The 24315-nt window shown below is 64.2% G+C and carries 24 protein-coding genes; 13 read left to right on the top strand and 11 right to left on the bottom strand.

The annotated features are described in order from the left end of the window. The 3 genes from CFB39_RS32150 to CFB39_RS32140 all read left to right on the top strand — a co-directional run. Positions 1-567, top strand: a 567-nt coding sequence (locus CFB39_RS32150) for a 3-hydroxybutyrate dehydrogenase (protein WP_089475962.1), incomplete at its 5' end; no start/stop codon positions are given. Further along, on the top strand, positions 564-1781 hold the full coding sequence (locus CFB39_RS32145) for a patatin-like phospholipase family protein (protein ID WP_174976032.1): 1218 nt from the start codon (positions 564-566) through the stop codon (positions 1779-1781). The genes CFB39_RS32150 and CFB39_RS32145, both read left to right, overlap by 4 nt. A gap of 60 nt (positions 1782-1841) precedes the next feature. Continuing rightward, positions 1842-2306: a hypothetical protein gene (locus tag CFB39_RS32140; protein ID WP_039344585.1), complete on the top strand. Its 465-nt coding sequence runs from the start codon at positions 1842-1844 to the stop codon at positions 2304-2306. Between the two features lie 69 nt (positions 2307-2375). Here the strand turns inward: CFB39_RS32140 and CFB39_RS32135 are convergent, their stop codons facing one another. After that, positions 2376-3260, bottom strand: coding sequence for a LysR family transcriptional regulator (locus CFB39_RS32135; RefSeq protein ID WP_089475961.1), 885 nt, complete (start codon positions 3258-3260; stop codon positions 2376-2378). A 120-nt stretch (positions 3261-3380) separates the two neighbouring features. Between CFB39_RS32135 and argC the strand changes: the two genes are divergently transcribed. Next, complete coding sequence (gene argC, locus CFB39_RS32130) at positions 3381-4328, top strand: N-acetyl-gamma-glutamyl-phosphate reductase (protein WP_089475960.1); 948 nt, start codon at positions 3381-3383, stop codon at positions 4326-4328. A gap of 159 nt (positions 4329-4487) precedes the next feature. Here the strand turns inward: argC and CFB39_RS32125 are convergent, their stop codons facing one another. After that, positions 4488-5411, bottom strand: a complete 924-nt coding sequence (locus CFB39_RS32125) for a LysR substrate-binding domain-containing protein (RefSeq protein WP_089428710.1) — start codon at positions 5409-5411, stop codon at positions 4488-4490. Positions 5412-5528: 117 nt separating this feature from the next. On the opposite strand from CFB39_RS32125, the gene CFB39_RS32120 reads away from it, so the two are divergent. Then, positions 5529-6614, top strand: a complete 1086-nt coding sequence (locus tag CFB39_RS32120) for a tartrate dehydrogenase (RefSeq protein WP_089475959.1) — start codon at positions 5529-5531, stop codon at positions 6612-6614. Between the two features lie 510 nt (positions 6615-7124). Here the strand turns inward: CFB39_RS32120 and CFB39_RS32115 are convergent. Both CFB39_RS32115 and CFB39_RS32110 read right to left on the bottom strand, forming a co-directional pair. Next, the gene (locus CFB39_RS32115) at positions 7125-7604 is read right to left on the bottom strand and encodes a nuclear transport factor 2 family protein (RefSeq protein ID WP_069250362.1); all 480 of its coding nucleotides are present in this window, start codon (positions 7602-7604) and stop codon (positions 7125-7127) included. A 63-nt stretch (positions 7605-7667) separates the two neighbouring features. After that, positions 7668-8273, bottom strand: coding sequence for a TetR/AcrR family transcriptional regulator (locus CFB39_RS32110; protein WP_089428712.1), 606 nt, complete (start codon positions 8271-8273; stop codon positions 7668-7670). 181 nt (positions 8274-8454) lie between these two features. On the opposite strand from CFB39_RS32110, the gene CFB39_RS32105 reads away from it, so the two are divergent. Together CFB39_RS32105 and CFB39_RS32100 are read left to right on the top strand one after the other, a co-directional pair. Beyond that, positions 8455-9093 carry a GNAT family N-acetyltransferase gene (locus CFB39_RS32105; protein WP_089475958.1) on the top strand — a complete coding sequence of 213 codons (639 nt, stop codon included), beginning with the start codon at positions 8455-8457 and terminating at the stop codon, positions 9091-9093. After that, positions 9090-9506 carry a hypothetical protein gene (locus CFB39_RS32100; RefSeq protein ID WP_089475957.1) on the top strand — a complete coding sequence of 139 codons (417 nt, stop codon included), beginning with the start codon at positions 9090-9092 and terminating at the stop codon, positions 9504-9506. The genes CFB39_RS32105 and CFB39_RS32100 overlap by 4 nt, the downstream gene beginning before the upstream one ends. Before the next feature lie 375 nt (positions 9507-9881). Here the strand turns inward: CFB39_RS32100 and tdh are convergent, their stop codons facing one another. After that, the gene (gene tdh / locus CFB39_RS32095) at positions 9882-10910 is read right to left on the bottom strand and encodes an L-threonine 3-dehydrogenase (RefSeq protein WP_011356765.1); all 1029 of its coding nucleotides are present in this window, start codon (positions 10908-10910) and stop codon (positions 9882-9884) included. A 13-nt stretch (positions 10911-10923) separates the two neighbouring features. After that, positions 10924-12123 (bottom strand): glycine C-acetyltransferase, encoded by a 1200-nt coding sequence (locus CFB39_RS32090; protein WP_089475956.1) that lies wholly within the window; start codon positions 12121-12123, stop codon positions 10924-10926. A 161-nt stretch (positions 12124-12284) separates the two neighbouring features. Between CFB39_RS32090 and CFB39_RS32085 the strand changes: the two genes are divergently transcribed. The 3 genes from CFB39_RS32085 (at position 12285) to CFB39_RS32075 (ending at position 14547) form a co-directional block, all read left to right on the top strand. Then, positions 12285-12896, top strand: a complete 612-nt coding sequence (locus tag CFB39_RS32085) for a helix-turn-helix domain-containing protein (RefSeq protein WP_089428716.1) — start codon at positions 12285-12287, stop codon at positions 12894-12896. 148 nt (positions 12897-13044) lie between these two features. Continuing rightward, positions 13045-13425: a DUF2471 family protein gene (locus CFB39_RS32080; RefSeq protein ID WP_089475955.1), complete on the top strand. Its 381-nt coding sequence runs from the start codon at positions 13045-13047 to the stop codon at positions 13423-13425. Positions 13426-13527: 102 nt separating this feature from the next. Next, positions 13528-14547, top strand: coding sequence for a tyrosine-type recombinase/integrase (locus CFB39_RS32075; protein WP_089475954.1), 1020 nt, complete (start codon positions 13528-13530; stop codon positions 14545-14547). A 136-nt stretch (positions 14548-14683) separates the two neighbouring features. On the opposite strand, the gene CFB39_RS32070 is transcribed toward CFB39_RS32075, so the two are convergent. After that, positions 14684-15865 carry a DNA-binding protein gene (locus tag CFB39_RS32070; protein ID WP_089475953.1) on the bottom strand — a complete coding sequence of 394 codons (1182 nt, stop codon included), beginning with the start codon at positions 15863-15865 and terminating at the stop codon, positions 14684-14686. Positions 15866-17686: 1821 nt separating this feature from the next. On the opposite strand from CFB39_RS32070, the gene CFB39_RS32060 reads away from it, so the two are divergent. Continuing rightward, positions 17687-19054 (top strand): replication initiation protein, encoded by a 1368-nt coding sequence (locus tag CFB39_RS32060; protein ID WP_089428720.1) that lies wholly within the window; start codon positions 17687-17689, stop codon positions 19052-19054. 90 nt (positions 19055-19144) lie between these two features. Here the strand turns inward: CFB39_RS32060 and CFB39_RS32055 are convergent, their stop codons facing one another. Beyond that, complete coding sequence (locus tag CFB39_RS32055; RefSeq protein ID WP_089475952.1) at positions 19145-20206, bottom strand: ParB/RepB/Spo0J family partition protein; 1062 nt, start codon at positions 20204-20206, stop codon at positions 19145-19147. Between the two features lie 23 nt (positions 20207-20229). Next, a complete protein-coding gene (parA, locus tag CFB39_RS32050) occupies positions 20230-20892 on the bottom strand; it encodes a ParA family partition ATPase (protein WP_011353621.1) in 663 nt (220 codons plus the stop codon). A 1165-nt stretch (positions 20893-22057) separates the two neighbouring features. On the opposite strand from parA, the gene arsC reads away from it, so the two are divergent. After that, positions 22058-22417, top strand: coding sequence for an arsenate reductase (glutaredoxin) (gene arsC / locus CFB39_RS32035; protein WP_089428722.1), 360 nt, complete (start codon positions 22058-22060; stop codon positions 22415-22417). A 134-nt stretch (positions 22418-22551) separates the two neighbouring features. On the opposite strand, the gene CFB39_RS32030 is transcribed toward arsC, so the two are convergent. Beyond that, positions 22552-22773: a zf-HC2 domain-containing protein gene (locus tag CFB39_RS32030; protein WP_089475949.1), complete on the bottom strand. Its 222-nt coding sequence runs from the start codon at positions 22771-22773 to the stop codon at positions 22552-22554. Continuing rightward, complete coding sequence (locus CFB39_RS32025) at positions 22751-23350, bottom strand: RNA polymerase factor sigma-70 (protein WP_069252807.1); 600 nt, start codon at positions 23348-23350, stop codon at positions 22751-22753. Before CFB39_RS32025 ends, CFB39_RS32030 begins: the two co-directional genes overlap by 23 nt. Before the next feature lie 366 nt (positions 23351-23716). Between CFB39_RS32025 and CFB39_RS32020 the strand changes: the two genes are divergently transcribed. Beyond that, positions 23717-24271, top strand: coding sequence for an NADPH-dependent FMN reductase (locus CFB39_RS32020; protein WP_039344642.1), 555 nt, complete (start codon positions 23717-23719; stop codon positions 24269-24271). Positions 24272-24315: the final 44 nt, after the last annotated feature.

Here is a 24315-nt window from a genome sequence, read left to right as displayed (position 1 = left end):
ATCGACAAGGTGGCCGAAACGTTCGGCTCGGTCGACATCCTCGTGTCGAACGCGGGCATCCAGATCGTCAACCCGATCGAGAACTATTCGTTCGCCGACTGGAAGAAGATGCAGGCGATCCACGTCGACGGCGCGTTCCTGACGACCAAGGCCGCGCTGAAGCACATGTACAAGGACGATCGCGGCGGTGTCGTGATCTACATGGGTTCGGTGCACTCGCACGAAGCGTCGCCGCTGAAGTCGGCGTACGTGACGGCCAAGCACGGCCTGCTCGGCCTGGCGCGCGTGCTGGCGAAGGAAGGCGCGAAGCACAACGTGCGCTCGCACGTCGTGTGTCCGGGCTTCGTGCGCACGCCGCTGGTCGACAAGCAGATTCCGGAGCAGGCGAAGGAGCTCGGGATCAGCGAAGAGGAAGTGGTGAAGAAGGTGATGCTCGGCAATACGGTCGACGGCGTGTTCACGACCGTTCAGGACGTCGCGCAGACGGTGCTGTTCCTGTCGGCCTTCCCGAGCGCCGCGCTCACGGGCCAGTCGTTCATCGTCAGCCACGGCTGGTTCATGCAATGAAGCCGCACGCCCGCACCGAAAAGCAGGCCGTCGATGCGGCGGACCTGCATCACGAGGCCGGCGCACCGGCCGCCGCGCGCACGCTGCCGTACGAGACGATCGCGCTCGTGCTGCAAGGCGGCGGCGCGCTCGGCGCGTACCAGGCCGGCGTGTTCGAAGGGCTGCACGAGGCGGGCATCCCGCTCGACTGGATCGCGGGCATCTCGATCGGCGCGCTCAACACCGCGCTGATCGCGGGCAATGCGCCCGAGCATCGTGTCGAGCGGCTGCGCGAGTTCTGGGAAACGATCTGCAAGCCGGCGTTCTTCCCGACGATTCCGGCCGCATTCGAGTTCGCGCTGTTCAACAGCATCGACCAGGTCCGCACGTTCTTCACCGCGTCGCAGGCCGCGAGCGCGATGATGCAGGGCCAGCAGGGCTTCTTCGTGCCGCGCTTCCCGCCGCCGCTGCCGGGCGTGTCGGATCATCCGGAGAAGATCAGCTGGTACGACACGTCGCAACTGCGCGCGACGCTGCTGAAGCTGTGCGATTTCGACCGGATCAATTCGGGCGAAACGCGCGTGTCGGTCGGCGCGGTCAACGTCGGTACCGGCAACTTCGTGTACTTCGACAACTCGCGCATCCGTCTCGCGCCCGAGCACTTCATGGCGTCCGGCGCGCTGCCGCCCGCGTTCCCGCCGGTCGAGATCGACGGCGAGTACTACTGGGACGGCGGGGTGGTGTCGAATACGCCGCTGATGGAAGTGCTCCGCGCCCGGCCGCGCCGCGACACGCTCGCGTTCCAGGTCGATCTGTGGAGCGCACGCGGGCCGCTGCCGCGCACGATGGCCGACGTCGCCGAGCGCACGAAGGACGTGCAGTATTCGAGCCGCACGCGTTTCGTCACCGACACGCTGCAGCGCGAACAGCGCTACCGCAACGTGCTGCGCCACGTGCTCGACCAGGTGCCGGAAGAGCAGCGCAAGGCGGATCCGTGGTGCATCGAGGCCGATGCGATGTCGTGCAGCAAGAAGTACAACATCCAGCACCTGATCTACCAGCAGAAGGCGTACGAGCATCACTACAAGGACTATCAGTTCGGTCTGTCGACGATGCGTGACCACTGGACCGCGGGTCTCGACGACATCCGCAAGACGCTCGCAGTCAAGGACGGCCTCGCGCTGCCCAACAACGACGCGGGCTTCGTGACGCACGACATTCACCGCAAGCGGTAACGCCGTGTGCGACGGATCGGCGCGATGCATGCGCCGGTCCGTCCTCTTCTCCGATTCGCCATGCCGATCTTCATCGCACTCTTCGCGCTCATCGCTCTCGGATGGGGCGCGGTTCACCTGTTTCACGTCATCGCCGCGCAGTTCGGCCAGCCGGTTGCGATCGCGGCCGCCGTGCTCGCCGCCGCGATCCTGATCGCGCTCGTCGCCTGGTGGATCAAGCGCCGACGCGACATCGCACCGAATACGAAGGAAGAAGGCTGGACCCACGTCGTGCATCGCGCGTGGGGCGAGCTGCGGGTGTCCGCGACGCAGGGGCTGCTGTGGCTGTCGCACGACGGCGCGGACGGCCGCTATACGCTGTCGCAGCTCGACGGCTGCCAGGCCGCACCGATCGGCGGCCGCTGGCATCTCGTCGTGCGCGTGCGCGACGCCGTGCGCAGCGAATGGAAGCTGCCGATGACGGACAAGCGCGATGCGCAGCGCTGGGCGCGCGTGCTGACGCTCGCGAAGGACAACCGGCTCTGAAACGGCGCACGGCAGAGCGCACGTGCGCCCGGCAAGAACCGCCGCGCAGGCTGTCCCGTCGTGCGCGCGCTAGCGCGCCTTCAGCGCCCACAACGCATCGAGCACGTGCTGGGTCGCCCGCTCGACCGGCCCCGCCCGATGCGCGATACCCAGTTCACGCCACAGCGCCGGGCGCAACGCCCGCATGACGATGCGGGCATCGGGTAGCGGGGCGCCCGCTTCATGGGGCAACAGCGTCGCGCCGTAACCCGCCGCGACCAGGCTCTTGATCGCATCGTTGTAGTTGAGTTCGATCCGCGGCTCCGGCCGGTGGCCGCCGAGCGCGAACCATTCCGTCGTGAGCCGCGACAGGCGCGTGGTCGCATCGTTGAGAATCAGCGGGCGGGCGGCCAGGTAGCCGGGCGTCACGCGCGCCGGAAGCGGCCAGTCCGCCGGCAGAAACGCCATCACGGGATCGCGCCGCCACGCGCGGATCGACAGCCCCGCGACCGCCGTCTGCGGCAGCGCCACCAGTCCGATATCGAGCGTGCCCTGCGCAATGCGCGCCAGCGTGTCTTGAGACGTGAGCACGGCGATCTGCACATCGATATCCGGATGCGCGTCGCGCAACCGGGCCACTGCCTGCGGCAACAGGTGCGCGATCGCCCCGGTCGATGCGCCGAGGCGTACGCGCCCGGACAGCCCCTGCACCTGCCGCTGCACATCGTCCAGCGTGGATTCGACCTCGGCCAGCAGGCGGCGCGCCCGTTCCACCAGCACTTCACCGATCGCAGACGGCCGCACGTTGCCACGCGTGCGGGACAGCAACGGCGCGCCGATCCGGCTTTCCAGTTCGGCAATGTGAAGACTGACGGTCGGTGGCGCGAGATGCAGCCATTGCGCCGCCGCGACAAAGGACCCGTGGTCCGCGATGGCGACCAGCGTGCGCAGGCGGTCCAGGCTGATCTCTCGCATCCTTCACCTCTCGTTCAGGAAAACTGAATCTCGCAGTCAGCAAATTCAACTTTTCCTATTCTAGGTGTTCGGCGGACGATACGGCTTTCCCGACGACCGAACCGAAGGAACGCGACCCTCATGAGCCAGCCCACTGTCTACATCGACGGCGATCAAGGCACGACCGGATTGCTGATCCACGAACGCCTGCGCGGGCGTACCGACCTGCAGCTCGTCACGCTGCCGGATGCCGAACGCAAGGATCCCGTGCGGCGCGCCGAAGCGATCAACGCGGCCGACATCGCGATCCTGTGCCTGCCCGACGCGGCTGCACGCGAAGCGGTCGGCTTCATCCGGAATCCGGCGGTGCGCGTGATCGACGCGAGTTCGGCTCACCGCACGCAGCCGGATTGGGTCTACGGCTTTCCCGAGATGGCGAGCGGGCACGCGCGGACGATCGCGCACGCACGGCGTGTCACCAATCCGGGCTGCTACCCGACCGGCGCGATCGCGCTGCTGCGGCCCCTGCAACAAGCCGGCCTGCTGCCGCGCGACTACCCGGTGAGCATCCATGCCGTTTCCGGGTACTCGGGCGGCGGACGGGCTGCCGTCGACGCATTCGAGTCGAACGATGCTTCGCAAGCGAAACCGCTACAGGTCTACGGCCTCGCACTCGCGCACAAGCATGTGCCGGAGATCCAGCTGCATGCCGGCTTGACGAATCGTCCGATGTTCGTGCCGGCCTACGGTGCCTATCGGCAAGGCATCGTGCTCACCGTGCCGATCGAGCTACGCCTGCTGCCTGCCGGCGTGACCGGTGAGCAGTTGCATGCGTGTCTTGCGCACCATTACGCCGGCGCGCGTCACGTCGACGTCACGCCGCTCGCGGAAACACACGCGATCACGCATCTCGATCCGCAAGCGCTGAACGGCACCAATGACCTGCGGCTCGGCGTGTTCGTCAATGCCGATCACGGCCAGGTGTTGCTGTCCGCCGTGTTCGACAATCTCGGCAAAGGGGCATCCGGCGCGGCCGTGCAGAATCTCGATCTGATGCTCGGCGCGGCAGACGTGGCGAAAGCGGCGTAAGTCGTGTGCAGGCACCATCGTCGGCCGGCCCGGTACATCGTGGCCGCGATGCGTGAGTGCCCGTCGGACGCGACCGGCTCGCGACGCGATTGCGAGCCGGAAACAAGCGCCTGCCGATGCTCCGCACATGCCCCCGTAAAAGCTCACCTTTAGCCGGTTTCAGGCCGTCTCGTCACCCGCGGCGGCATTCAAGCCGGCCAGCGTCTCCACCAGAAAGTCCACGCACACGCGCACTTTCGCCGACGCCGCGACGCGTTCCGGATACACGGCCCAGATGTTCGCGGGCTGGATGGCGTCCGGCAGCACGCGACACAGTGCGCCGCGTTCGATCAGCGGCGCGGCTTCCCAGATCGAACGCAACACGATGCCGCGCCCGGCCAGTGCCCACTGCACGGCCACTTCGCCATGGTTCGTCGACAGCGCGCCGCCGACCTTCACCGTTGCCGTTTCGCCGCGCACGTTGAGCCGCCACACGCCGAACGGGTGATCGCGCTCCTTGATGGCCAGACAGTCATGCGACGCGAGATCCGCTAGCGAGCGCGGCGTGCCGCGCCGCGCGAGATAGTCGGGCGCGGCACACAGCACGCGGTAGTTCGCGGCGAGGCGGCGCGCGATCAGGTGATCGGCGATCTCGTCGCCGATGCGCACGTCGAGGTCGTAGCCTTCGCCCGCGACATCGACGAGCCGGTCGAACAGATCGAGCCGCACGTTCAGCTGCGGAAAGCGCGCGGTGAAGTCGAGCAGCGCCGGCGCGATGATGTGCCGGCCGAAGCCGAAGCTGCTCGAAATGCGCAGCGTGCCGCGCGGCACCGTGCGCGTGGTCGACACGTCCTCGACGAGATGATCGACGTCGTCGAGGATCTTCTCGGCGCGCGCGTACACGCGTTCGCCGGCTTCGGTGACCGTCACGCGGCGCGTCGAGCGATGCAGCAGGCGCGTGCCGAGCTGCGCCTCGAGCAACGCGATGCGCTTGCTGACATAGGCGGGCGACACCGCGAGCTGCTCGGCGGCCGCGCTGAAGCTGGTCAGGCGGACGACCAGGCTGAACACGCGCAGGTCGTCCAGATTCGGCGATTTGTTCACGATTCGTGGAAAGTCGATTAACCTTTCGCGTGATTTTAATCTGAATGGAAATAAATAGAATGATGTAACGCGCCGCTACCGCTCCAGGCAGCCGGCCGCCCAGCCAAGGAGATTTGCATGACCGACAGGACTTACAAGATTGCCGTGATTCCCGGCGACGGTATCGGCCGCGAAGTGATGCCCGAGGGCCTGCGCGCACTCGACGCCGTGACCGCGCGCTTCGGCGTCCGCTTCGACTTCGTCCAGATCGACTGGGCGAGCTGTGACTACTACGCGCAGCACGGCAAGATGATGCCGGACGACTGGAAGGCCCAACTGTCGGGCATGGACGCGATCCTGTTCGGCGCGGTCGGCTGGCCGGCGACGGTGCCCGATCACATTTCGCTGTGGGGCTCGCTGCTGAAATTCCGCCGCGAGTTCGACCAGTACATCAACCTGCGGCCCGCACGCCTGTTCGACGGCGTGCCGTCGCCGCTCGCCGGCCGCCGCGCGGGCGACATCGACTTCATGATCGTGCGCGAGAACACCGAGGGCGAATATTCGTCGGTCGGCGGCACGATGTTCGAAGGCACCGAACGCGAGATCGTGATGCAGCAGTCGATCTTCACGCGTCACGGCACCGAGCGCGTGCTGAAATTCGCGTTCGACCTCGCACAGCGGCGCGCGAAGCGCCTCACCGTCGCGACGAAAAGCAACGGCATCGCGATCAGCATGCCGTGGTGGGACGCGCGCACGGCCGAGATGGCCGAACGCTATCCCGACATCGCCGTCGACAAGCAGCACATCGACATCCTGTGCGCGCGCTTCGTGCTGCAGCCTGACCGCTTCGACGTCGTCGTCGCGTCGAACCTGTTCGGCGACATCCTGTCGGATCTCGGGCCGGCCTGTACGGGCACGATCGGCATCGCGCCGTCGGCGAACCTGAACCCCGACCGCAAGTTCCCGTCGCTGTTCGAACCCGTGCACGGCTCCGCGCCCGACATCGCGGGGCAATTCATCGCGAACCCGGTCGCGATGATCTGGTCGGCAGCGTTGATGCTCGACTTCCTCGGCAACGGCGCCGGCCCCGAACGCGAAGCGCACGATGCGATCGTCGCCGCGATCGAGGACGTGCTGCGCACGGGGCCGCATTCGCGCGATCTCGGCGGCAATGCGGGGACGCAGGAAGTGGGTGAGGCGATCGCCGCGCGGATCGCGGGCTGACGATCGTGCCCGGCGTGATCGCACGCGCCGGGGCGTGACTGCGTGAATCGGTGAGCGGTGAGGGAAGTGCGGTGAGCAACACGCAACGTATTTGCGCACTCGTGCGAGTACCGTCGCCTGCACGGTGAAGTCGAGTGGTGAGCAATACCGCCCCGCAACGCGCACGGCTCCCGCGATCCGTCGTCGACGTCGACACGATCGGTGAGTTGCACATCGCGCGCGTGCACACCGATCGTCAATCCACTGCCGGCGCTGTGCGATCAGTGAGATGCATCACGCGGTGAAGCACACCGTTGCGTGCAAACACGTGCATCACGAGAGGCCAACGGGTGCGGCGCGTCGGCCTTGCCCGATGCGATGCCGCGTCGAACCGCTCACTGCGCACAGTCCGACGCGACATTTCACCTCCTCCCGAAAAATCTCACCCTCAGCGCACCAAGTCCCGAATTTCCTCACCGTTGCATCCCGGTGATGCGTTCGTCGATCCGTCGAGCCGAGCCGACGCGCGCGTCACAGCCCAAGGTCGGACAGCCCCGGATGATCGTCCGGACGACGGCCGAGCGGCCAGTGATAGAGACGATCCTGCTCGCGAATCGGCAGGTCGTTGATGCTCGCGTGACGATGCGCCATCAGGCCGTTTTCGTCGAACTCCCAGTTTTCGTTGCCGTACGAACGGAACCAGTTGCCGGCGTCGTCATGCCATTCGTAGGCAAAGCGCACCGCGATGCGATTGCCGTCGAACGCCCACAGCTCCTTGATCAACCGGTAGTCGAGCTCGCGCGTCCACTTGCGCTGCAGCAGCCCGACGATCTCGTCGCGGCCGGTCACGAATTCCGCACGGTTGCGCCATCGGCTTTGCGGCGTATAGGCGAGCGACACGCGTTGCGGGTCGCGCGTGTTCCATCCGTCCTCGGCGGCGCGCACCTTCTGGCGCGCCGTTTCGAGCGTGAAGGGCGGAACGGGCGGACGGACTTCGGGGGAGGCGGACATGGGTTGCTCCTGTTCAGGTTCTGGCCGCGGACAATCGCGGCCGGTTCGGATTCGCTGCTTCGACTAGCGGGACACCACGTCGAGCAGCAGTTCGGCCGTTGCGCGCGCGTCGCGCGCAGCGTTTGCATCGCCGGTGACGAGTGCCACGCCGATGGCACCGTCGATCAGCACCAGCCATTGGCGCGCCAGACGCGCGAGCCCGCGTCGTTCGATGCCGGTTTCGTCGGCATACGCATCGAACCGCTCGCGTACGAATGCCAGCAGGCGTGCCTTGTGCTCGCGTGCGACGACGCGCACAGGGTCGTCCGCGTCGGGAATCTCGCCCGATGCGTTCAGGAACGCGCAGCCGTGAAAGTCGGGCTGCCCGAACCAGTCGCGCAGCACGTCGAACATGCCGAGCAGTTGCGCGCGCGGCGCCTTGCCGCGCGCCAGCGTTGCATCGACGAACCAGCGCATCCAGCGCTCGTCGCGACGTTCGAGCGCGGCCACGACCAGCGCCTCCTTCGATTCGAAATGCGAATAAAAGCTCTTTCTGGCCGCGCCGGATCGCTTGACGATCGCGTCGACGCCGGTTGCATGGATGCCGCCCGAATAGATCAGCGCTTCGGCTGCATCGAGCAACCGGTCGCGAACGCCCGGTTCGGCGGAGGAGTCGTGAGGTGTGTTCATGGGTTTACGGTAGAACGATCGTTCTCCGTCGTCAACACCCGCATGAAAAAGCCCTGTCGTCGAGAGGGCTGAATCGCGGTCTGGCCGCGTGACATGGCCCGCCGCGTTTACGACATTTTTTCTTGAAGCGGACGCGCGACGCTCACTACACTTCGGTCACCCTGTCTGGGCAAAGGACATCATGCAGCGACCGGAATCCGCGCGCCCCGCGCGCGCCTATGCGGCTTATGCGAAGCGGCTCGACGGCCGCGTCGTCGTGCGGCGCTTCGACCCGCGCAGCGATTCGTACGACGCGTTGACCGCGCTGCTGCATCGCGCGTTCGTACCGCTTGGCGCACTGGGCTTCAACTGCCCGGGCGTCGATCAGCCAGCCTCGGCGACACGCGAACGCGTGCTCACCGGCGAGTGCTTCGTCGCGCTCGGCAATGCGCACCTGGTCGCGACGATGACGATGCGTTCGCACGATCCCGATTCCCGCTGCGATCCGTATCGCAGCCGGCACGTTGCAACGCTCGGCCAACTGGCCGTCGATCCCGTCTGGCAGGATCGCGGCATCGGCCGTTCGCTGCTCGCGTTCGCGCAACGGCGGGCCGCCGCGCGCGGCGCGACGCACCTCGCGCTCGACGCGCCGTATGCGGCCGTCCGGCTCATCGATTTCTATCGACGCGAAGGATTTCAACCGGTCGACGTGATGCGCTTTCCCGGACACAACTACGACAGCACGATCCTGTGCAAAGCCATCAGCGTCGGGAGCGATCGCATCGTTGCCGCCGATACGGCGCAATTCGACGTCACGCGGCACGTCGGAGCCGCTTCATGAAACACGATATGCCGAAGCGCGAAGGTGGCGACGATCACACCCGGCTCGACGTCCGGCAGGCTCGGGTGCGCGCGGCGCGGCGGCTGCGCGGTGTGTTGAAGCTGACGATTCTCACGATCGCGGTCGCTCAAGCGCTGGCGTTCGCGTTCGAAAGCCTGCTGGTGATGGCCGGCTTCGCGCCGGATGCCGCGACGGTGCTGCTGTTCCGCTTCGTCACGTGCGCGCTCGTCAGCTTCTGGCTGCAGGCGGACGCGTTGCGCGCCTATCAATACGCGGCGCAACACGGGTTCGTCACCGTTCCCGGCGCGCACGGCGATCCGGCCGACATCGCGCCGCAATGCCCGAAGCGCTGGCTCGTCATGCTGAGTCTTCAGCTCGACCCGCGAAGGGCGAATGGTGAACGGATCAAGTAGTGGCCTGCGCACCGGTCGATATCCATCGATGTCGATCGCTTCGCGCATGAGTGAGTCGCAATGACGCGTGAAGGCTCACGGTTGATGGTGCGGTTCGGCATGGCATCGCATGGCGTGCGTAGCGAACGATCACGCGGCAAGCCAGGAGGGTGGTGCGTGGAAGCGTGATGACGGGAAGCGAGGCAGCTGACGACAGGTGAAGTGAACGTGCGATTGCAGGTCACCGATGTGCGACGGTGTCGCGATTCGGCGCGCAAACACAGCTCCCGAATAATCTCACCTTGAGCGCGGATTCGCGTGTTTCGACTCGAAAACGCAGACGTAAAACAGAAACGGGGCAGGCGGCAAACACGCCGCACCGCCCCTTCTCGACACTCAGGCCGTCCAGTCGAGAATCACCTTGCCGCTTTCACCCGACAACATCGCGGCGAAGCCTTTCTCGTAATCGTCAGCCGCGAAGCGGTGCGTGATGATCGGCGACAGGTCGAGGCCGCTCTGCAGCATCGCGACCATCTTGTACCAGGTCTCGAACATCTCGCGACCGTAGATGCCCTTGATCTCGAGCCCCTTGAAGATCACCTGGTTCCAGTCGATCGCCGTCTGCGCCGGCGGAATGCCGAGCAGCGCGACCTTGCCGCCGTGGTTCATCGCCTCGAGCATGCTCGTGAACGCGCTCGGTACGCCCGACATTTCGAGGCCGACGTCGAAGCCTTCGGTCATGTGCAGGTCGGACATCACGTCGCGCAGCGACTCGCGCGCGACGTTGACCGCGCGCGTCGCGCCCATCTTGCGCGCGAGTTCGAGCCGGTAGTCGTTGATGTCGGTGATGACGACGTTGCGCGCGCCGACGTGCTTCGCGATCGCGACGGCCATGATGCCGATCGGGCCCGCGCCGGTGATCAGCACGTCTTCGCCGACGAGGTTGAACGACAGCGCCGTGTGCGTCGCGTTGCCGAACGGATCGAAGATCGATGCGAGATCGTCGGAAATCTCCGGCGGAATCTTGAATGCGTTGAACGCGGGAATCGCCAGATACTCGGCGAACGCGCCTTCGCGGTTCACGCCGACGCCGACCGTGTTGCGGCACAGATGCCGGCGCCCCGCGCGACAGTTGCGGCAGAAACCGCACGTGATGTGCCCTTCGCCTGACACGCGATCGCCGATCGCGAAGCCGCGCACTTCCTGCCCCATCTCGACGATCTCGCCGACATATTCGTGACCGACATGCATCGGCACGGGAATCGTCTTCTGCGCCCAGTCGTCCCACTTCCAGATATGGATGTCGGTGCCGCAGATCGCCGTGCGGCGGATCTTGATCAGCACGTCGTTGTGGCCGACTTCGGGGCGCTTCACGCGCGTGAGCGTGAGGCCGGGGCCGCGCTCGAGCTTTGCCAGTGCTTTCATGATCGCGCCTCCGTCAGATGATGCCGAGCGACTTGCCGACGCGCACGAACGCGGCGACCGTCTGGTCGATCTGCTCGGGTGTATGTGCGGCGCTCATCTGCGTACGGATGCGCGCGCGGCCGCGCGGCACGACGGGGAACGAGAAGCCGATCACGTAGACACCTTCGTCGAGCAGCTTGTCGGCCATGTTCGTCGCGAGCTGCGCGTCGCCGAGCATCACCGGGATGATCGGATGCGCGCCCGGCACGAGTGTGAAGCCGGCCTCGGTCATCTGCTTGCGGAACCGCGCGCCGTTTTCGCGCACGCGCTCGCGCAGCTTCGCGCCTTCGTCGCTGCCAAGCAGCTCCAGTACCTTCAGCGATGCCGCGGCGATGCTCGGCGTGAGCGTGTTCGAGAACAGGTACGGGCGCGAGCGCTGGCGCAGCAGTTCGACGACCTCGCGACGCGCGGCGACATAGCCGCCCGATGCACCGCCGAGCGCCTTGCCGAGCGTGCCAGTGATGATGTCGACGCGGCCTTCGACGCCGCAGTGCTCGGGCGTGCCGCGGCCGTGCGTGCCGATGAAGCCGACCGCGTGCGAATCGTCGACCATCACGATCGCACCGTAGCGATCGGCGAGATCGCAGATGCCTTTGAGGTCGGCGATGATGCCGTCCATCGAGAACACGCCGTCGGTCGCGATCAGCTTGTGGCGCGCGCCCGCCGCGTCGGCTTCCTTGAGCTTCGCCTCGAGGTCGGCCAGGTCGTTGTTCTTGTAACGGAAGCGCTTCGCCTTGCAGAGGCGAACGCCGTCGATGATGCTCGCGTGGTTCAGTTCGTCGCTGATCACCGCGTCGTTCTCGTCGAGCAGCGTCTCGAACAGCCCGCCGTTCGCGTCGAAGCAGCTCGAATAGAGGATGCTGTCCTCGGTGCCGAGAAACGCGGCCAGCGCGCTTTCCAGTTGCTTGTGCACGGTTTGCGTGCCGCAAATGAAGCGTACCGATGCCATGCCGAAGCCGTCCTGGTCGAGGCCGGCCTTCGCCGCGTCGATCAGGCGCGAATCGTTCGCCAGACCCAGATAGTTGTTCGCGCAGAAATTGAGCACGCCGGCACCACCGGCGAGCCGCACGTCCGCCGCCTGCGGACTCGCGATCTCGCGCTCGGTCTTGTAAAAACCGTCCGCGCGGATCTGGTCCAGCGTCCCGCGCACCTGGGCGAGAAAGGCATCACGCATCGCAAAGCTCCTGACAGGGTTTCGCATTCCGCAACGCGCCACTCGTGGCGGCGGCGCAACGGCCTGCTACTGTTATAGTCGGTCGTTCGGTTGACCGCATTTATCCGATATTCCGAACTAGAATTCGAAATATCGAACAACTCTAAGCGAACGGAATCCAGATGGCAAGTTCCTCCGGTTCGCGGCGCACGCCCGCCAGCGCCGCACCGCAACCGCCGGCCGCGACGCCGCCGCGTGTCGGCGAGCAGATCCAGCGGCTGCGCAACGAACGCAAGCTGACGCTCGACGACCTGTCGCGCGCGGCCGGCGTATCGAAATCGATGCTCTCCGAGATCGAACGCGACAAGGCCAACCCGACGATCGCCGTGGCGTGGCGGCTGACGAACGCGCTCGGCATCACGCTCGACGAGCTGTTCTCGCAGCCGAAGGCATCCGAGACGATCCGGGTGGACGGCCCGCACGACATCCCGACACTCGCCGGCCATGACGGCCGCTACCAGTTGCGCGTGTGGGGCCCGATCGACCTCGCCGGCAAGTTCGAGTGGTACGAGCTGACGCTGCCGGGCGGCGGTGCACTGATATCGAACGCCCACGAACCCGGCACGCGCGAGCACCTCACCGTGCTGCAGGGCGCGATGGAAATCGAAGCCGCGGCAGCCAGCCGGCGCCTGAAGGTGGGCGACACCGCGCGCTACCCGGCCGATGAGCCGCACGCAATCCGCAATCCCGGCAAGACCGAAGCGCGGGCATTGCTGATCGTGATCCATCGCTGACGGCGCGAATAGCTGGCCAAACGGACAAAGGGTCTATTGCAGGCCAGTTGCGGAAAGTACTGTATGTTTGTACAGTATACGGACATTCCGCCATGCATGGGCCGGAGTCGGCGCACCGAGGCGCCGGCCCGGTCGACAGGAGCCTGCAATGACAGAAGAACAAGATTTGGCCGCGCTCAGCTTCAAGGCTGCCGCGCACGACCTCGAGCTGATTGTCCGGCATATCGCCGGGCGCTACATCCACCAGCGCGTCCCGCTGACGTGGAGGCTGCTGCACGCCATCGAGGCCGAGGCGCTTGCCGATCTCGGCTTTGCCAGCCGGCACGAGGCCGGCATGCGTCAATTGTTCGAGCGACAGTTGGACATGACGTTTCCCGAAACGGACGATCCGATCGACTTCGGGCGCTCGAATGCGCTGCCCGCCGTATTTTCGTTCGCGGTTCTCGCCTATGAAGCGGCGTCAACCGCGTCGAACGACACGGCGCCGCCCGCGCGCGTTCATCGCCCGGCCAAGGCATGGGGCGACTGAGTTCCAGCCCGGGCCGCCGCATATGGCGACCTTGTCCTGCCTCTTGCTGCCCGAGACGTTGCGGAAAGGGCTACCATACACGCAACTAACGGAATAAATCACATGTCTCTTCCCGCCTCTTCCGACACCCCGGCACGCCCGGAAGAAACAGATCTGTTCGACCGCGGCGCATCCGACTGGATCGTCTCGCCAGAAGCCGCATTCGATGCCTGGCTCGCGATGCAGGACTATCGCCGCTCGTCAGCCGACGTCTATCGCGCACAATGGGGCGCGTTTCTCACATGGATGCGCGCGCACCAGAAGAATCTGGCAACGGTCGATACCGCAACCATCGCGAATTTCGTCGGCGAACTGCCGATCCGGAAAACCCAGCGAATGCGCTATTTGCGGCTGATCGAGCGTGTGCTCGACCACATCCGGCGTACCGAATACGCGTCGACCAACCCGGCCCGGTTCATTGCTCAGGACGGCGAAGCGAGCTGGCGCAAGGCGCGCGACAACGAACCGACCGGTTTCCTCACGCCGGCCGAGCGCGCGACGTTGCTCGCGTACCTGTTCTCGCCGATCGGCGTATCCGGTTCCGCGTACTGGAAAGAGCGGCGCGACCGCGCACTCGTTGCCGCCTTTCTCGGTGCCGGCATCAAAACCGGCGAAGCGCGTGCGCTTACGATTAGTTGCATCAATACAAGTGGAACGTCACTGCGAATCGAGTCGACGCATCCGGATTTCGCACGCGAAACCCACCTGGCATCGTTCGCGATCGCGCTGCTGGAAGCCTGGCTCACCGAGCGCAAGCGCCAGGACATTCCGGGGGAACTCGTGTTCCCGGCATCCCATGCCGGGCGGCCGATGCACAAGGCGACGATGCTGCGCGCGATCGACGCGATCGTCGAATCCGCCGGGCTCACGTCGTCGCGCACCGCGCGCGCGAGCCCGCAAACGCTGCGCAATACCTATGCGGCTGAACTGTTCGAACACGACGTGCCGCCCGAACGGGTCGGCAAATGGCTGGGCTTCATGCGGCCGATCTCGTCGAACCGCCTGCATCGTGCATGGAAGAACTGGCGTGACGGTCTGGCCGACAGCAACGGTGACGCGTCCGACCACGACGAAACTCACTGATCACGAATTGGCTGCTCACGCGAAGCGATCCGTGAGCAGCCTTGTGTGGCGTAGCCTCACCGTTTCACAGCTCCCGAAAAACCTCACCTCAAGCTTCCCGGATCGTCTCACCTGTGTGGCGCGGCCTATGCTGGCGTCACGTGTGCGCGAATCGCGCGGCCGCTTCGAATCGGGACGGCCATGCGCCCGAAGCATGCTCGCACTCGGGGCAGGCCACTTCGAAACCTTCTTCGCCGTGTGACAGCTCCGGCTCACCGTCGCAATGCGGACAATGGGCCGGCACCGGAATCTCCTGATCCAGCGAGGTGCCGATCGCGGCAAACGCCTCCGCATCCAGTTGCCCGGCATCGGCCAGACGGCGAATCAGCGCGGCGATTTCCGGATTCATGCCGCGGCTCGCGCGCAACGAACTCACATCGCGCGTCGCACGTTCCAGTTCATCACCCTGGCTGCGCAACTGTTCTTCAAGCCGGTCGGCACGTGCCTTGGCCGAACTCAGTTGCTGCAGGAAATCGAATTCCTTGCGTTGAACGTCGCGCAAACCGCTCTGGTAGGTCGACGCCATGCTGCGCAACGAATCCAGCTCGACCAGCATCGGTTTCACGCGGCGTTCGGCTTCGGCCACTGCGTCCTTGATTTGCTGCGCATAGTGCTCGGTGCGCTGCTGCAGTTCGGCCTGCAGCGCATCGATGCGATCGCGCAGCGCCGCATTTTGCGTCTGCTCGGCTTCGACGCGGCCGGCGGCCGCCGCCAGTTCCTTCTCGAGTCGGGCGACTGTGGTGAGCAACGTCGCTTCACTGGCCGAACCGTGCGTCGTTTGCGACGCGAGCTGGACCTCGAGTTCGGTCACGCGAGCCTGCAACTGCTCGTTTTTCGCTTCGCCACGCGCGAGCGCGCCTTCGAGCGTCTCCTGGCGGACGGTTGCGTCGCGCAACCGCTGTTCGGCGTCGGCAATGCCGGCACGAACCTGCTCGCGATCTGCATCGAGACTGTCGCGCGCGGCTTTCAACGCTTCTTCATAGAGTGCGCCGAGCAACGCACCTGCCTTTTCCTCGACGGCTTTCGGGATTGCGGCACCGTCGAGCCTGATTTTGGAGGCGGAACGGATGCGCTCCCAGAAATGGTCGATGTCTTTCGGGATATCGCTGGCGCTGCCGGTCTGGGTGAGATCGCGGACATTGGCAGCCGACGGCCGGATGCCGAGATCGAAAAACAACCGCTTGCAGGCGTGCAGCGACAGTTCCTGCCGTCGTGCACCGTTCGCCCGCAGCGATTCCAGTTCGTCCCGAATGGCTTGACGTATTTCGTCCAGGGTCATCGCTGTGCTCACAGACATTGAAATGTGTCAATCATAACGAAATACGTATCTATCGATACTTGTTTCGGCTTGCCGTTGTGAATTTACGTCGCTTTGCACAGAAATCGGGTCTGTGAGCCAATCCGGTCGACTGTGGTCCAGGATTCCGTGAAACAAAGCGAAGAAAGTTAGCCAAGTCCTTGTCGCGCAAGCATTTTCCTGCAGACCTCGAATTTCGGCATTTGTTTCACATGACAGCGGATCCGATTGCCTGTCGGTGTTCAGGGGTTGGGGTGTCTGTGGAAAACTCGTTAGCCGATGTCTTGAGAGTATTAGAAGTAAACACCCTTGAACCCTTAGTTAAAAACGTTAACGCCACGGCACAGCCTTATGCTGCAAGGCTTTCCGGCCGACAAGGTGAAGTTTTACGGGAGCCAAGGTGATCTTCTGCGGGAGCTGACGTGATGGGGTTCAGGGAGCTGCGTGAGCCGTTGCGGGAAAGGTCGTGAGCGGATTCGGGATCACAGTGAAACACGAGATTTACCAAAGGTGAGGCTTTTCGGGGCCTCACAGCCATAGAACCCGCGCAGTGCCTGACTGCACAGTTTTCTGCCTGTGCAGACATAGGTGAGAATTTGCGGGACCTTCTTCGCGCCCCGATTCTGCCCATCTTTTAGGCAGTTTTTCCGAAAGGTGAGGTTTCACGGGACTCCACGGGCGTTTGGTGTGAGGATTTCCGGGAAACGAACGCCATTTTGCACAGCAAAAGCGCTCTTGGGGACCTGTGAAGCCCTAAAGGTGAGGCTTTTCGGGAGGGAAATCCGGGTTTTCCTGCCCGTATCCGCTTAAGGTGAGGTTTTTCGGGGCCCCGGTCACAGGCAGTGATTGCGGCCACAGGTGAGACTTTTCGGGAATGGAATTTGCCCGAAAAATGGTCAAAGGTGAGGCTTTACGGGACCAGTGAGCGGCTGAATTCGTCGAAAAGCCCGCCAGGACTGGAAGAAATCTCGTTTTTGCTGTGCCACTTTTTGGCACAGGTGAGATTTTTCGGGGCCTGACATGAGGTTGTCGTATGAAGGATTTCCGTCGAAAGGTGAGGCTTTTCGGGGGATGTCGGCGGCGCACAGCCAAATGCTTTCTGTGCATAAGTATCGGAAGGCATTGGGATTTTTGATACCGAGGCGGTTACGGTGAGGTTTTTCGGGAGTCGTTTCCCTGCCTGTGGCGGCACAGCGATTTTTAGGTAAGGTGAGCGTTTTCGGGAGGCCCTGGTGGCGAATCCCCCGCGTGTCGGGCATTCGCCGATATCCGGACGAATGAAGTCACTGTGCTCAAGGTGAGTATTTTCGGGACCCGATACGGTTTGTGCGCTGTACAATGCGCGCCCGGGCCGGCAAAGCACGCCTGATCGGGTCGCGCGGGCCGGTTTCGCAGGCGTCTTTCGGGATGTCGGATCCGATTCCGATTTCCCGGCAAGTCACGCCTGTACATGCATACAGGCCGATGGAGAGCGATCGGGAGGCGCATCGACGTGGGATCGCAACCCTGTGCCGAACGCACGGCAGCGCAGTCGTAAAATTACGACAAATCGAAAGGTGAGCCGATACGGGAGCCCGTTTCGCACGTGTCGTGCACAGGGGAAATTCTGTGAATCGGCGCATCCCGCAGCACGTCTGGACGAGTCCGGAACGCTGCAAATCCGGAGCGGTGAGGGTTTTCGGGAGCGCCTGGGGTGAGCGCCGTTTTGCACGCGCACTTCACCCGCTATGGTGAGCATGTCGTTCTGGACGCACTTCACCGCAGGCGCTATCCTTCCGGAAAACTTCTCCTCCGACCCGACGTATGGCCACGACGAAGCGCGCCAAGAAAACCGATGTGGATGTGGTGAGTGCCAGTTCAGCCGAATTGCGGAAGGCCGTCGAGGCGATCGCAATTCAGCCGAAGAGCGGCAAGATCACGCTCCTCACTCGCAAGCTGTTCAATGTCCTGCTGGCCGTGGCGCAGCAGGCCGACGACTCGGGCGATACGTATCGCGCGCTGCTGTCGGACATCGTTGCCAACTCCGCCTTCGATTCGAACGACACCGCGCTGGTGAAGGAACACCTGCGCCGCATGGTGTCGGTGCAGGTCGAATGGAGCACGGGGACGTCGAGCCAGAAGCCGGGCCGCAAGTGGGGGATCTCGACGCTGATCGCCGACGCGGAAATTCTCGAGGATCCGGCGACCCGCCGCGTGTGGGTCGAATTCTCGTTCGCGCCGAAGATCAAGAAGAAGCTGCTCGACCCGGTCCAGTATGCGCGCCTGAGCCTGCAGTTCCAGAGCCAGCTGCGCAGCAGCGCTGGTCTCGCGCTGTACGAAATCTGCGTGCGCTACCTGACGAACCCGAGCCACCTGACGATGCGCGAGCCGTGGGAATGGTGGCGGCCGATCCTGTCGGGCACGCCCGACACGGAAGCCGGCGACGAGGCGAAGCGTGAGTACAAGTACTTCAAGCGCGACTATCTGCGTCCCGCGATCGCGGAAGTGAACGCAGTCACCAACATCTTCGTCGAGCTGATCGAGCATCGTGAAGGGCGCCGTGTCGCGGAGATCCAGTTCCGCGTGACCGAACGCAAGCAGCCGATGCTCGCGCTCGACGAACACCCGAACGTGTTCGACAGCACGCTGGTCGACCGGATGGTGAAGCTCGGGATCCCGTTGAAGGAAGCGCAGACGCTCTATGCGGACAGCGAGGAGAATCGCATTCGTGCCGCACTGCAGATGACCGAGCAGCGGATGCGCAGCACTACGCTGCCGCCGGTGCGCAGCGCGCCGGCGTTGTTCAAGGATGCGCTGAAGAAGGGTTATGCGCCGCCGGTCGAGTCGGTCGACGCGCTGCCTGCCGGCACGCCGTCCCCGAAGGTTGCAGCGGCTCAGCCGGACGATCTGAAGGCACGCCTGCTGAGCGAGTTCGCGGCGTTCCGCCGCAAGGAAGCGAAGGTGCTGTACGAAGAGCAGGGCGACGCGGAGCGCGAAGTGGCGCGCGAGTCGTTCGAGTCGGAAGCGCTGCCGACGATGGGCACGCATCTGCGCGATGACTGGCGCAAGCGCGGCCTCGATTCCAAGCTGGCCGAGACGGCCTTTTTCGACTGGCTGGCCCAGAGGACCTGGGGCGAGCCGACGGATGGCGACCTGCTGTCGTTCACGCTGAATCAGTCGCGGGCCGCCTGAGGCCCGCTCAGGCCCGCTGACGAGCCGCCGCCGGCCCCGCCCTCGATTGGCGGGCCCGGCGTCTTCACCAGGCGCTGCAGGCCGTTTCCATCACTCCGACAACAGCATCCGCTCGAGCTGCTCGAGGATCGCGTCGCGCTTGTCCTTCGGGAGACCGCGCAGGCGCAATTCGATGCGATCTTCACCATACGATTTCAGGTCGCCGACCGACTTGCCGCCGAGCTTGATCTCGAGACGCTGCGCATAGCGCTGACGGCCCGCGGCCTTCGGCGTTTCCTGCGCCGCGACGCGGCCCTTGACGATGTCCGACACCTGGCGCGTGCTGAGATCGTCGGACACGATCTTGTTGATCAGCCGCAGCGTCGCCTCGGTGCCGCGCGCGTTGTGATAGCGGCCGACCTGATACGCCATGTTCGAACCGAAGCGATCAGGGCGCGCGACCATTTCCTGCATGATCGCTTCCGGCAGCTTGCCGATCGACAGCGCGACGGCCACCGTCGATTCGTCGAGGCCGAGGTGCTCGGAGAGCTCCTTCTGGCTCTGGAAATGCTTGTCGTCGAGGAAGCGGCGCCACACGACGGCGTTGTCGAACACCGTTTGTGAATCGCGCTGGACGTTGAGATCGTAGCCGAGCTTGTAGCTCTGGATGCCGATCGGCACGTCGATCACGATCGCCTTGACCGATTCCTTGTTCGCTTCCTTCAGTGCCCGCACGCGGCGGCCGCCGTCGCTGACGAAATACGTGCCCGGGTTCTCGTAGTCGGGAATCACGTGGATCGCCTGCTGCTGCCCTTGCTTGGCGAGGTTGACGGCGAGTTCGGCAATCGACGACTTCAGATAGAAGTGCCGCGGATTGAACGGGCTATGCTTGATCGCCTTCAGCGGCAGCTCGATCACCTGCCCCGGCGCATAGCGGTTCTCGAGACGCCACGCGCGATATTGTGCCGATTCATCGATCGACGGATCGAGCGTGAGTTCGGGAGCGGGCGACGGCGCGATATCTTTCTTCGCGGATTTGGTCGGTGCCGGCGTAGGTGTCTCGGACTTGACGATGCCGTCGATCGCATTGAGTCGATCAAGCGCCGTGCGCTTCTCGCTCGTCGTGATATCCGGGCGCGCTTGGAATCCTTTGGCAAATTGGGAGGGTTTCATGTGACTCCTTTGTGCGCATAAAGTCAGGGCAGCATGGCGACGATTTCGTCGGCGCATGCGCGAATTTCTGCGGCGGCCAGCTTGCCGCCACGATCGTTCATCTGCAGTACGGTCTGACCGAGCGCCATCGCCTGCTTGTACGCTTCCCGGGTCGGGATCTGCGTTTTCAGCAACGGGAAGCCGAGTTCCTCGAGCGCACGCTTGAGCTCGCGGGTCAGCATGCGCTTCTCTTCGGTCTTGTTCAGCAGGAAGACGGCGCGGAGGTCTTCGTTCATGACCTGCGCTTGCTGGATCAGTTTGACCAGCCCGACGCTCGACCAGTAATCGGCCGGCGACGACGACGTCGGGATCACGGCAATCGATGCGGCCAACAGGACGACGCCCGATACCTTCTCGGTGATCGACGGCGGGCAGTCCACGACGATGATGTCGTAGTCGTTGATGAACTTCTTGATCTCGCGATGGATCTGGCCATCGGCTTCGGCCAGGTTGACGACCGGAAACGGAATGCCGGTGTCGCTGTCGCCGGATGCGCTCGACCAGTGAACCAGTGTGTTTTGACGGTCTGCGTCGATGACGAGGACGCGCTTCCCTTTTTCATGGAACGCGGCACCGAGGTGCATGGCAATCGTGCTTTTGCCGACGCCACCTTTTTGTTGAGTGACTGCAATGATTTCCGCGGCCAATTTTCACTCCTATTTTGGTCGTTGGAATTCTACAGGACGATATTTGGATTTCAATGAAATTGTCGTTAGACAACTACGCATTGGCCATTTGGACGATCGGTTTATGCGCATAAACGAAGCGACGATGGCAGATGACTTGATCGGATGGTGTGGCGGATGCCTGCGAGGTCGGTGAGCGACTCGGTCGCGTTGCATGTGGCGTCGTCGGTGTGAGTAGCGAGTTGACGCGCAGGCAGCGTGCACTGTCCTATCGTTCGATGGGGGAGCCCCGGCTGAGAGCTGGAGAGTTTGTGCGCATAAACTCTCCGCGGAAAGCGTGGCGCGCGATTCGTGCCGGGAGGGCCGATGCTTCTGATCTAGGTTTGTGAGTGGCACACCCTGGCCGGGTATGCAGCATCGAGATATCCCACTTGACCTGCGGACGTCGACCTAACGGGCTATCCAGGCGCTACGTTTATGCGCATAAACCGCGAGCGATAAACGGCGAGTAACCAAGGTCACCTGCCGGCCGCGCCGGAATCCAGTGCCGGGCGGCCTACTTGCGAGGCAGCATACCGACGCGGCAATCCCACCGAAGCAGGCATCACACCCACTCAGGCATCACACCCACTCAGGCATCACACCCACTCAGGCATCACACCCACTCAGGCATCACACCCACTCAGGCATCACACCCACTCAGGCATCACACCCACTCAGGCATCACACCCACTCAGGCATCACACCCACTCAGGCATCACACCCACTCAGGCATCACACCCACTCAGGCATCACACCCACGCGCCGAAGCGTTGTATTCACCGCGCCGCGAATCGCGAGGTCCCTGCGCCCGGCAGTCGCCCGCTTTATGCGCATAAACCAACCGGCCTGCGGCGCCACCGGCCACACCCTTTGCAGACCGAACCCCATCGTATTGGTCAGGCGCGCGAACCTTTGATCACCATCCCGCGATAGAGCCCCGCGCGCCTTTATGCGCATAAACCCACCAATTCATTGAAGCGCGTCCTGACCAGCACTCCCCTTTCGCGATCCATCGCACCGCATCATCCGTCGGCCTCTACGAAGCAGCGAATCCGCGCCCGATCTCCCGATTACTCGTCGCCTGCCCCACCAAGCCACCCAATACAGACTGGCTACAATACAGGGCTCTACCCTCCAGGCCTGAATGATGATCACGATCTACCACAACCCCCGATGCTCGAAATCGCGCGAGACGCTTGCGTTGGTCGAGTCGCTGAATACCACCGGTGCGCCGTTGAATGTCGTCGAGTACCTGAAGACACCGCCGACGGTCGAGGAACTGGAAGCGCTGCATCGGCAGCTTGGCCGCCCGGTCCGCGACATGCTGCGCGACGGTGAAGAGCCGTACAAGGCGCTGAATCTGGCCCGCGCCGACCTGACCGATGCGGAAGCCTACGCGGCGATCGCCGCGCATCCGATTCTGCTGCAGCGCCCCATCGTCGTTTACCGCGGCAAGGCCGCCATCGGCCGGCCGCCCGAATCGGTGCAGGCGCTGTTCGAATAATTCTTGCCCGCCGTATTTTTTTGATTGCGTCAGCCCAGCGCAAGCATTAGCACGAGCATCGGCAATTGAAGCCAGCTCGATCACCGGGCAGCATGCGACCCCGGCCCTGACGATCGCCGTCACGCGATCCGGGCCTAGCCTTCCCCGGACGACGCACCGTCGTCATCCGGGGCAGGCCCCCGCCCCGCCGCCGCTTTCGCGGCCGTCCGCAGCAGCGCGATCTGCCCGCGATAGGCTCTGCAGCCACTGCAGGTCGGCAGGTGTACGCGCACCTGCAGGCGCTCATGCAGGGTCAGATGCCGGTCGAGTGCATCCGACAGCAGTCGCGTCACGTCAGTACATTTCCCCGGCAGCATCTTCGGTCGTCAATCCTTGTTCGCTCAGGCAGGTTCGCAGGCGCGTGCGCGCCCGGTAAAGCAGCACGCTGCAATGATTCGTCGTCAGCGTCAATTCGCTGCAGATGTCCGTCATTTCGAAGTCGAGGAATTCGCGCATCATGAACACGCGCCCGATCTGCTCCGGCAGGTGATCGAGGCAGGCCTCGAACAGCGTCCAGAACTGCTGCTGCTGCAACAGCGTTTCGGGGCGTGGCCACGGTCGCGGTTTCGCATGCGCGGCCCAGTGCCCGTTTTCCTTGAACAACTCGCGATCGAGCACCGATTCGCCGTCGAGCTCGGCATCGAGCGCGGACAGGCTCACCGTCCGCTGCCGCGCGCGCAGCACGTCGATCAGCTTGTTGCGCAGGATGCCGAACACCCAGGTCTTGTGCGCCGACAGCCCGGCGAAATCGCCCGCATGCGACCACGCGGCGGCGAGTGCTTCCTGCACGGCGTCTTCGGCCGCATCGGCATCACGGAGCTGGAGCCGCGCGAAGCGCAGCAGGTCGCGCCGCAGTTGCGCGAGATAAACGGGATCGTCGTAGGCGGACGGCATGAATGGGTTGCAAGTCTCGAAGCGATCGCGCGTGCGCCACAGGGCAGGCGCATCGCTGTGCGAGCAGCTTACTGGGCGCGGTGCCGGCCTGCAATGCATGTTCCGTCACGAATTCACGAAACCGGCCGGCGCGCTGCGCTATGCTTGCCGAACCCTGTGTCGCGTGTCGGCAACGACTCGCGGTAGGCAATCTGTAATGTCAGAGCATAACGGCCGAGTTATCCACAATTTCTGTGGAAAACCTTGTGGAAAGTCGGCCGGACGGCCCCGTGGGGCGGTTCGCGGGCTGGCTTGCCTATAAACAGACCTTTGTCGCCCGTTCGGAAGTAATCGATCCGATTCCTCACTCACCGGAAGGAGAATGTCATGTCCTATCGCATCGCTGTGGTCGTCGGCAGCCTGCGTCGCGCTTCGTCGAACCGCGCGCTCGCACACGCCGTGATCTCGCTCGCCCCCGCCGATTTCTCGTTCGAGTTCGTCGAGATCGGCGAGCTGCCGCTGTACAGCCAGGACTACGACGCGGATTTCCCGGAAGTCGCGAAGCGCTTCAAGCAGTCGATCGAGGCCGCCGACGCGCTGCTGTTCTTCACGCCCGAGTACAACCGCTCGATTCCGGGCGTGCTGAAGAATGCGCTGGACTGGGGCTCGCGCCCATGGGGTTCCAACTCGTGGTCGGGCAAGCCGGGTGCCGTGCTCGGCACGTCGCCGGGTGCGACGGGCACCGCGCTCGCACAGCAGCACCTGCGCAACGTGCTCGCGTATCTCGACGTGAAGACGCTCGGGCAGCCCGAGATGTTCATCAAGCACGATCCGGCGCGCATCGACGACCAGGGCCAGATCGTCAGCGAAGACACCCGCAAGTTCCTGCAGGGCTTCGTCGATCGCTACACGGGCTGGGTGCGCTTGCTGAAGTCGGCCTGAGCGCCACGCCCGATCACGCCGCCGGCACCGGCGCGGGCCCGCAC

It is taken from the genome of Burkholderia sp. AU6039 (assembly GCF_002223365.1).
In the GTDB taxonomy this organism is placed as follows: domain Bacteria; phylum Pseudomonadota; class Gammaproteobacteria; order Burkholderiales; family Burkholderiaceae; genus Burkholderia.
This window is presented reverse-complemented; position numbering and strand designations above follow the sequence as displayed.